Consider the following 9,075-nt stretch of genomic DNA (forward strand, 5'->3'; position numbering starts at 1 on the left):
ACCGGGGCATCCGGCGGGGTCGGCGGGTTCGCCGTACAACTCGCGGCGCTGGGCGGGGCGTACGTCATCGGTGTGGCCGGTTCCGAGGACGGTGCGCGGTGGGTCGGTGAGCTGGGGGCGCACCAGGTGGTGGCCGGGGTCGACGAGGTGAAGGAAGCCGTCGATGTCGTCATCGACTCCGTCGGCGGGGCCCAACTGGTCTCCGCCTACGGTCTGTTGGCCCCGGGCGGGAGTCTGCAGAGCGTCGGCTGGGCCGCCGGGCGGGAGGCCGTGCTGCCCGTGGGTGTCACGCTCGGCAGCAGCACACCCAAGGCGATCGTGTCGGTCTACAACGGCGGTGGACTCACCGACCGGCAGGCGCAGTTGAGGCGGCTGCTCGCGCTGGTCGGCGACGGCCGGCTGCGGGTGCCGGTCGGCTGGCGCGGGTCGTGGGACCGGATCGCCGAAGCCGTCGAGGCGCTGAGCGGTCGCAGCCTGCGCGGGAAGGCCGTCCTCGACGTCGGCTGAGGTTTCCTGTGAAACCCGGGACGAGTCCTCCACTCCGCGCCTCATACCAGCCATACGAACCCCCGATGGCCCTTCGCCGACCCATTTCTTGTTCTCGCCAATGGCCGTACCTACGCTGCCACCACCGCACCACGGCGGCACGGGACAAGGGACTTGGCAATCATGGGTCGACTGGCCGGGAAAATCGCTTTCATCAGTGGAACGGGGGCAGGAATAGGGCGGGCCGCGGCGCTGATATTCGCGGCGGAGGGCGCCGAGGTTTTCGGCTGTGACATCGACGAGGACAGTGCGGCCGAGACCGTGGAACTCGTCGAAAAGGCCGGCGGAATCATGCGGTCCCTGGCACCCGTGGACCTGTCCACCCAGGACGGTGCCCGCGAGTGGATCGAGACCGGGATCGCGGCCTTCGGCGGGATCGACATCCTCTACAACAACGCCTCCGCGCTGCGGAACGGCCCGTTCGAGACCATGCCCGCCGAGGACTGGTACTTCACCATCAAGAACGAGCTGGACATCCCCTACTTCTGTACCCAGGCCGCCTGGCCGCACCTGATCGCCCGTGGTGGCGGGGCCGTTCTCAACGTCGCATCCGTGGCCGCCGTACGCGGGGCGCCGTTCATGCCGATGGTGCCCCACGGGGCCGCCAAAGGTGGGGTGTTGGCGATGAGCCTGCACCTGTGCGCGGCCGGCGCCCCGCACCGTATCCGCGTGAACACCATCGCCCCGGGCATGACCCGCACCTCCGCCACCGCGCCCTTCCTCGACGATCCGGACGGGCCCAAGGCCCAGTTGGAGGCGCGCATCCCGGTCGGGCGCGTGGGGCAGCCCGAGGACATCGCGCGAGTGGCCGCCTTCCTCTGCTCCGACGAGGCGGCCTTCGTCAACGGCGCCAACCTCATGGTCGACGGCGGCGACAGCGCGATGGCGGGCTGAGCCGCCGTGACCACCCGACTCGACCACGTGGGCGTCAACGTACGTGACCTGACCGCCCAAACCGCCTGGTACCAGGGCGCGTTCGGCCTGAAGACGGTCTTCGAGTTCCATCTCGAAGGGCCCGGTCTGAAGGGTGTCGTCCTGGAGCATCCGCGGGGCTGGCGCATCGAGCTGCTCGCCAGACCCGGTTCCGCCCCCGGCCTCCGGGCGCCGGACCCGATGACCGCCGTACTCACCGAGGGATACGGGCACTTCGCGGTCACCACCCCCGAACTCGACCCCGTACACGAGGCGTTGGTGGCCAGTGGCGCGGGTGAGGTCATGGCACCCGGGCCGTCCCCCGAGCCAGGAGTGCGCATGGCCTGGGTCAGTGACCCCGAGGGAAATCTCATCGAACTCATAGAGAAAAACGCAGAGTGAGGGCATGCACGATGACGGATTCGATCTCCTTGAAAAGACTGGACCCCGGAACACTCATAGCGTGCTGTCTCGCGGTCGCGGCGGCACAGTTGTGCATTACCGTTCCCTCGCCCATCAACGGGGAAATTCAGGCCGCATTCGGCGCCTCGGGTTCCCAGGTCGCCTGGGTCACCTCCGCCTTCATTCTTCCCACCGCGATTCTGGAACTGAATTTCGGTGTGGTGGGCGATCTCTTCGGCCGCAAGAGGCTGTTGGTGCTCGGCGGGCTCGTCCTGGCGCTCGGTGAACTCCTCAACGCCACCTCGCAGAACATCACCATGATGTGGACCGGGCAGGCGCTGGCCGGCATCGGCGCCGCCGCGCTCTTCCCCAGCTCCCTCGCGGTCATCGCGGCGGCCACACCGGACGGCAAGGACCGGGCGAAAGCCGTCTCCACCTGGGCGCTGTCGATCTCCCTCGCCTCCGCGCTCGGCCCGCTGTCCTCCGGGATCCTCGCCACGGTCGCCGACTTCCGCTGGGCGTTCGTACCGCCGGTCGTCCTCGGACTTGTCGTCGCGGTCGCCTGCTGGAAGCTCGTCATCGACTCCAAGGCGCCCGAGGGCCGCGCACTGGACTGGCCGGGACAGATCACCATCGCCGTCGGCCTCACCGCCCTGCTCTGGGGCATCATCGAGGGCGGGGACCGGGGCTGGGGCAGAGCGGCGATCGTGGGCTCGCTGACCCTGGCGGCCGTCGCGCTCGTCGGGTTCGTCGTCGCGGAGACCCGCGCGGCCTCGCCGATGTTCAACCTCGGCCTGCTGAAGATCCCCTCGTTCGCGGCGGCGGCCGTCGTCGCGCTGGCCGGCATGTTCGGCTTCATCGGCACCGCCTACTGCGTCTCGATCCGCCTCGGCGCGGTGATGCACCTGAGCCCGCTGCGGGCCGGAATGCCGTTCGTGATCCTCCAGTTGATCCCGCTGCTGCTCGCGCCGGTGCTCAGCAGGATGCTCACCCGAGTCGACGCCCGCTGGCTCCTGATGGGCGGCCTGCTGCCCATGGCCGCGGGACAGTTCTGGATCGCCGCCCTGCCCATCACCACCACCTCCCTCGCGGCCTTCATCGGCCCGGTGATGCTGCTCGGCATCGGCTTCATCTGCGTGGTGTCCTCGCTGACCTCCGCCGCCGTGAACGCCGTACCGATCAACATGACCGGCATGGCCAGCGGCGCGACCAGCCTGGTCCGCGAGTTCGGCCAGGGCCTCGGCCCGGCCGTCATCAGCACCATCGCGATGAGCGCCGCGTCCTCCGCACTCGTCGGCAAGCTCAGCGGGGCCGACGCGGGCATGGAGAAGGCGGCCGGACCCCTCGCCGTCGTCAACGCGGGCAGCGCCCAGGCGAAGGCCGCCGCGCAGACCGCCCTCGGCCACGGCATGGCCCTCGGCGTGGTGATCTGCGGCTGCGCCTCCCTGCTGGGCGCGGTGGTCACCCTGCTGCTGGTGCGCAAGAACACCGAGCGCTCGACCGTGGACGCGGGGGAGCCGTCGGTGCAGGCGGCGACCGCGTAACAGCCTGTCGTATCCGAGGAGGCCGGGGCCCGTGCCCCGGCCTCCTCATGTTTTTCGCGCAGGGGGTGTCGATTCGGCGCGACGCCGTTCGTCGGTGGGGTGTAGGAAGCTCATGAGGACCGGGAGGATCCATGAAGTACATGCTGCTCGTGTGCGGCGACGACACCGCCGACGCCTCCGGTATGGCACCCGTCGAACCCTGGGTGGAGGAACTGGGCGACCGCGGCGCACGGCTGCACGGTCACCGGCTCGCCCTGCCCGCCGACGCCGTCACCGTACGGGTGCGCGGCGGGGAGGTGCTCCGTACGGACGGGCCGTTCGCGGAGACCAAGGAGTACGTCGCCGGATTCGACATCCTGGAGTGCGACACCCTGGAGGAGGCGGTCGAGGCCGCCGCCAAGCACCCCGTCGCCACTGTGGGGGCCATGGAGGTCCGCAGGTTCTGGGAGGACGAGGGCGCCGAGGCGGGGATCCGCGCGCTCGACGCCGAACTGACCGAGGCGGCCCGCGCGCGCGACGTCGACCGCGCACTGGCCTGCTACGCACCCGGTGCGGATGTCTTCCACCTCGCCGACGGCCACGAGCGGCAGGGTCTCGACGTCCACCGCAAGGCACTGCAGGACCTGTTCGCGTCGGTCACCGGGCCGGTGACCCGCGAGGTGCGGGACTTCCGGGTCCAGGTGGACGAGAGCATCGGCTTCGCCCACTCCCTCGTCCGGCTGACCGCCACCCGCACCGACGGCACCCCGCTCGACGAGACACTGCGTGTGACCACCGGCTACCGCGACTTCGGCCTGCGCCGGCTGATCACTCACGAGCACGCCGTGTCCCTGAAGGAGGCGTGATGAAGTACGCCCTGCTGTTCTGCACCCCGGTCGGGGGCGAGGAACAGAGCCCGGCGGAGCACGCCGACGACCCTCGTTTCGCCGACTGGTTCGAGGAGGTACGTGCGGGCCGGGTCACCGGAGGCGCACGGCTGCGGCCCTCCGCAGACGCCACCACCGTGCGGGTCCGGGGCGACGAAGTGCTGCTCAGCGACGGGCCGTTCGCGGAGACCAAGGAGTATCTCGCCGGTATCTCCTTCATCGACGTCGCGGACCTCGACGAGGCGATCGCCCTCGCCGCCAGGCACCCGGCCGCCGACGGCGGCTCGGTCGAGGTGCGGCCGGTCTGGGAGTGACCGTGCCGGACGTCGAGGGGGCGGTCGCCGCCGCCTTCCGTGAGGAGTGGGGCCAGGTCGTCGCCACCCTGATCCGGGTGACCGGCGACTGGGACCTCGCGGAGGAGTGCGCGCAGGACGCCTTCGCCCAGGCACTCGACCGGTGGCGACGCGACGGAATCCCGCGCCGCCCCGGCGCCTGGCTGACCACCACCGCCCGCAACCGCGCCCTCGACGTCCTGCGCCGGGAGGCGGTCGGGACGGCCAAACTCCGGGAGGTCGCGGTGCTGGGGCGGGACGAGGGGCCGTACGACCCGGAGTACGACGGTGACGACAGCGGGGTGCACGACGACCGGCTGCGGCTGATCTTCACCTGCTGCCATCCCGCGCTGCCCATCGAGGCCCGGGTCGCCCTCACCCTGCGCACACTGGCCGGGCTGACCACCCCCGAGATCGCCCGCGCCTTCCTCGTCCCCGAGGCGACCATGGCGCAGCGGCTGGTGCGCGCCAAGAAGAAGATCCGCAACGCCGGCATCCCGTACCGGGTACCGCCCGCGCATCTGCTGCCCGAGCGCACGACGGGTGTGCTCGGCGTGGTCTACCTCCTCTTCAACGAGGGATACGCGGCCACGTCCGGCACCGACCTGGTCCGCACGAACCTGTGCGCGGAGGCCGTCCGACTGGCCCGCGTGCTGGCCCACTTGATGCCGGACGAACCCGAAGTGCTCGGCCTGCAGGCGCTGTTGCTGCTGCACGACGCCCGCCGCCACACCCGCGTGGACCCGGCCGGCGAACTGGTCACCCTGGAGGACCAGGACCGTACGGCATGGGACCGGGCGGAGATCGACGAGGGCGCCGCCCTCCTGGAGACCGCGCTGCGCCGGGGACGCCCCGGGCCTTACCAGATCCAGGCCGCCATCGCCGCCTGCCACACCACCGCACCCACGGCCGAGGACACCGACTGGGCCGATATCGCGGGCCTGTACGGCGAGTTGGAGCGGTTCGTGCCGTCGGCCGTGGTGCGGCTGAACCGGGCGGTGGCCGTGGGGATGGCCGAACACCCGGAAGCCGGGCTGGAGTTGGTGGCCGAGCTGGAGCGGTCGGGCGAACTCGCGGACTATCACCTGCTGCCCGCGACCCGCGCCGATCTGCTGCGCCGCAGCGGTCGTACGGCGGAGGCGACCGAAGCGTACGAGCGGGCGCTGGAGTTGGTGGAGAACGACGCGGAGCGAAGGTTTCTGGAGCGGCGGCTCGCGGAGTGTCGATCCGCGTAGGGGCCGTTCGTCGGTGGGATGAAAACAGATCACGACACCGGAGGTTCCGATGACCGCCCTCGCACTCCTGCGCCGCGTACGGCAGATCCTGGCCCGGTTGGCGGCCGAGGAGCCGGAACCCGGCACGCCCGACGTCTGGCTCGCGGGACTCCGGCTGGGCGGCTGACCGCGCGCCGTCCTCAGCGGATGTCGAGCAGGCCTGCGAGGAGTTGGAGTCGCTCGGCGTCGAGGCTGCCTTCGGCGGCGGTACAGACCAGGAGCGCGGGACCGGCGTTGCCCGGTATCGGGTAGGCGTCCCAGTCCAGGTTCAGTTCGCCCACCCGGGGGTGGTTGAGACGCATCTGGCCGCGGGTCGGTTCCTCCACGTCATGGAGCGCCCACAGGGCCGCGAACTCGTCGCTGCGCACGGCGAGTTCACCCACCAGCTCGACGGCACGCGGGTGGCCGGGATCGGCGGCGACCTGAGTCCGTAGCATCCCGATCAGCTCCGCGACGGTGGCCGCCCGGTTCGGGCAGGTCCGGTCGGCCTGCGGGTGAAGGAACAGTGCCAGCAGGTTCCGCTCCTTCTGGGGCTGTCGGGTGAACTCCCCCAACAGGGTGCCACCGAGCGGGTTCCAGGCCAGTACGTCAAGGAAACGGCCGACGACCAGTGCGGGCGAGGTCATGCCGTGCAGCAGCCGTAGCGTGGTGTCCGGTACCTCCTCCGGCTCGTACGAACGCGGCGGGCGGGCCGGGGTGCGTGCGGCGGCGGCGAGGCTGTGCAGGTGGCGGGTCTCCTCGGGGGAGAAGTCGAGGGCGCGCGCGAGGGCGTCGAGGACCTGTTCGGAGGGGCGTACGTCGCGGCCCTGCTCCATGCGCTGGTAGTAGTCCGAACTCACTCCGGCCAGCAGCGCCAACTCCTCCCGCCGCAGTCCGGCGACGCGCCGTCTCGGGCCGGGTTCAAGGCCAACATCCTCTGGGCGCAGCCGAGTTCGGCGGGTGCGCAGGAAATCCGCGAGTTCGCGTCGGGGATCGTCGCTCATGGCGTGGGAGGAGTCGGTCACGGCGTCAGTATGCCGTCGGCGCGGCCCGCGAGGGTGGGTCTACCAGACCCAGGAAAAGGAGAACGACCGTGATGTCGCGTGTGGGGTCCAGCATCGGATCAACCACACGGCAGGCCACGGAAGGAACAGCGACATGAAGGCCGTTCAGATCACGAGTTTCGGTACTGCGGACGTTCTGCGGGTCAATGAAGTGGATCGTCCCGCTCCCGGCTCGGGTGAGGTGCTGGTGTCGGTCGAGGCGTCCAGCGTGAACGGGCACGATGTGATCGTCCGGGCAGGGGAGTTGAAGATGGTGTCGGGGCGCCGGTTCCCGATCGGGGCGGGGCTGGACTTCGCCGGAGTCGTCGCCGAGGCCGGCGCCGGTGTCGCGGGTTACCGGGTTGGGGACCGGGTGTGGGGCATGGTGCATCCAAGGCAGCGGCACTCCGTCGCCGGGGCGGCCGAGTACGTCGTGGTCTCCGCGGAACGCATCTCGCACGCCCCGGCGGACCTCTCGTCGGTCGAGGCGGCCTCCCTGGTCGTCGCGGGTTCCACGGCGCTGATCGCGCTCCGCGACAGTGTGCGCCTGGTGAGTGGCGAGAAAGTCCTGGTCCGGGGCGCGGCCGGCGGAGTCGGCACGGCCGCCGTGCAGTTGGCCCACGCGATGGGCGGCCATGTGACCGCGCTGGCCCGTGACCGTCACGCCAAGATCCTCACCGACCTCGGCGCCGACGAGGTCCTCGACTACGGCTCCACCACCTCGGACCAGATCGGGCCGTTCGACGTCATCGTCGACACCGTCGGCACGGAACTGCACTGCTACCGCGGCCGGTTGGCCAAGGGCGGCCGGATGGTCACCGTCGGACTGTCCCCGTCCGCCATTGCGGCGATCGCCGCGTCGAGCGTGCACGGCTCCCGCCGCATCCGCACCTTCAGCGCCAACCCCGAGACCCCCGTGCTGCGTGACGTGGCCGACCACGTCACGTCGGGTGCGCTGCGACCGGTGATCGACAGTGTGTACCCGCTCGCGGACATCGCCGCGGCGCACCGGGCGTTCGAGCGCGGCGGCGTCGTGGGCAAGCATGTGGTGACGGTGCCGCGCAGCTCCCTCTGACGGAGTCCGGTCAGCGGGGCGTGGTGCGCAGGTCGATGCCACGGACGTGGGCGTCGGCGGTCACGATCCGCGTCGCCATGCGCGACAGCCGCTGCCGGTCGGCTCCGGCCAGCGGTTCGACACACCGCTCGATCCGCTCGGCGAACTCGGCGGCGACCTGCTCGACGAGCTGCCGGCCCGCGTCGGTCATCGACACCTGGAACGAGCGCCGGTCGACGGAGCTGGTGGTGCGGGTGACCAGACCCCGGCGCTGCGCCCGGTCGACCAGGCCCGTGATCGAGGACTTGTCCAGGCCGAGGTGGCGGCCGAGCTGATTCATCGTCGGCTCCCGGTCCCGCAGTATCCCGAGCATCCGGGTCTGGACGACCGACAGGTCGTGCTGCCCCGCGATCTCGGCCAGCGTGTTCTGCACCAGGAACGACAACTGGGCGAGGGCGTCGACCAGGCCGAGGTCCTCGGTCGCCGGGGGCTGCGTGTCGTGCGGTGAGGTCATGTCCCGGATTCTACTTGCAAAGGTACGTGACACCTACTAATTTAATTCGTCCAACGTACTTTCTGCATCACGTACTTTCTGCATCACGTACTTTCCGTGTCGCGTACCACAGCTGAGGAGAGCTCTCATGGACGTCCATGCCGCGGTGGTCCACTCGTTCGACGCCCCGCCCCGCTACGAGCCGTTCGACCTGCCCGCCCCGACCGACGAGGACCAGGAGCTGGTCGACGTCCTCGCCGTGGGCCTGCATCCCCGAGTGCGTACCGGCGCGTCGGGCAACCACTACACGAGCACCGGGAAGCTGCCGATGGTGCCCGGTGTCGACGGGGTCGGCCGGCGCGAGGACGGCCGGCTGGTGTACTTCGTGGCCGACGACGAACTGGCCGGCCCGATGGCCACCCGGACCGTCATCGACAGCCGTCACAGCATCCCGCTGCCCGACGGCACGGACGTCGTGAAGATCGCCGCCGCGATGAACCCGGCCATGTCGTCCTGGGTCGCGCTGCGCCGCCGCGTCCCGATCGAGGCAGGGCAGTCGGTACTGATCCTCGGCGCCACCGGCAACGCCGGCCAGATGGCCGTGCAGGTCGCCAAGCGGCTCGGCGCCGG

The 9,075-nt window shown here is 70.6% G+C and carries 10 protein-coding genes and 1 pseudogene; 9 read left to right on the top strand and 2 right to left on the bottom strand.

The window, feature by feature from the left end:
- The 7 genes from R6V09_RS38085 to R6V09_RS38115 all read left to right on the top strand — a co-directional run.
- On the top strand, positions 1–507 hold a 507-nt coding region (locus tag R6V09_RS38085; RefSeq protein WP_317886054.1), incomplete at its 5' end, for a zinc-binding dehydrogenase.
- Between the two features lie 162 nt (positions 508–669).
- Positions 670–1,440 (top strand): SDR family NAD(P)-dependent oxidoreductase, encoded by a 771-nt coding sequence (locus tag R6V09_RS38090; RefSeq protein WP_317886055.1) that lies wholly within the window; start codon positions 670–672, stop codon positions 1,438–1,440.
- Positions 1,441–1,446: 6 nt separating this feature from the next.
- Positions 1,447–1,860 carry a VOC family protein gene (locus tag R6V09_RS38095; RefSeq protein ID WP_317886056.1) on the top strand — a complete coding sequence of 138 codons (414 nt, stop codon included), beginning with the start codon at positions 1,447–1,449 and terminating at the stop codon, positions 1,858–1,860.
- An 11-nt stretch (positions 1,861–1,871) separates the two neighbouring features.
- A complete protein-coding gene (locus R6V09_RS38100; RefSeq protein ID WP_317886057.1) occupies positions 1,872–3,404 on the top strand; it encodes an MFS transporter in 1,533 nt (510 codons plus the stop codon).
- A gap of 131 nt (positions 3,405–3,535) precedes the next feature.
- On the top strand, positions 3,536–4,249 hold the full coding sequence (locus R6V09_RS38105) for a YciI family protein (RefSeq protein WP_317886058.1): 714 nt from the start codon (positions 3,536–3,538) through the stop codon (positions 4,247–4,249).
- Complete coding sequence (locus R6V09_RS38110) at positions 4,249–4,584, top strand: YciI family protein (protein ID WP_317886059.1); 336 nt, start codon at positions 4,249–4,251, stop codon at positions 4,582–4,584. The genes R6V09_RS38105 and R6V09_RS38110 overlap by 1 nt, the downstream gene beginning before the upstream one ends.
- A complete protein-coding gene (locus R6V09_RS38115) occupies positions 4,581–5,837 on the top strand; it encodes an RNA polymerase sigma factor (protein ID WP_317886060.1) in 1,257 nt (418 codons plus the stop codon). Before R6V09_RS38110 ends, R6V09_RS38115 begins: the two co-directional genes overlap by 4 nt.
- Before the next feature lie 179 nt (positions 5,838–6,016).
- Here R6V09_RS38115 and R6V09_RS38120 read toward each other — a convergent pair whose 3' ends face one another.
- Positions 6,017–6,859, bottom strand: coding sequence for a helix-turn-helix transcriptional regulator (locus R6V09_RS38120; RefSeq protein ID WP_317886064.1), 843 nt, complete (start codon positions 6,857–6,859; stop codon positions 6,017–6,019).
- A gap of 154 nt (positions 6,860–7,013) precedes the next feature.
- Here R6V09_RS38120 and R6V09_RS38125 point away from each other — a divergent pair, with 154 nt between their 5' ends.
- Positions 7,014–7,973: an NADP-dependent oxidoreductase gene (locus R6V09_RS38125; protein WP_317886061.1), complete on the top strand. Its 960-nt coding sequence runs from the start codon at positions 7,014–7,016 to the stop codon at positions 7,971–7,973.
- A 10-nt stretch (positions 7,974–7,983) separates the two neighbouring features.
- Here R6V09_RS38125 and R6V09_RS38130 read toward each other — a convergent pair whose 3' ends face one another.
- Complete coding sequence (locus tag R6V09_RS38130; protein WP_317886062.1) at positions 7,984–8,466, bottom strand: MarR family winged helix-turn-helix transcriptional regulator; 483 nt, start codon at positions 8,464–8,466, stop codon at positions 7,984–7,986.
- 127 nt (positions 8,467–8,593) lie between these two features.
- Here R6V09_RS38130 and R6V09_RS38135 point away from each other — a divergent pair.
- Positions 8,594–9,075 (top strand): annotated as a pseudogene (locus tag R6V09_RS38135) (zinc-binding alcohol dehydrogenase family protein); the annotation flags it as partial.

This window comes from Streptomyces sp. W16, from assembly GCF_033194735.1.
In the GTDB taxonomy this organism is placed as follows: domain Bacteria; phylum Actinomycetota; class Actinomycetes; order Streptomycetales; family Streptomycetaceae; genus Streptomyces.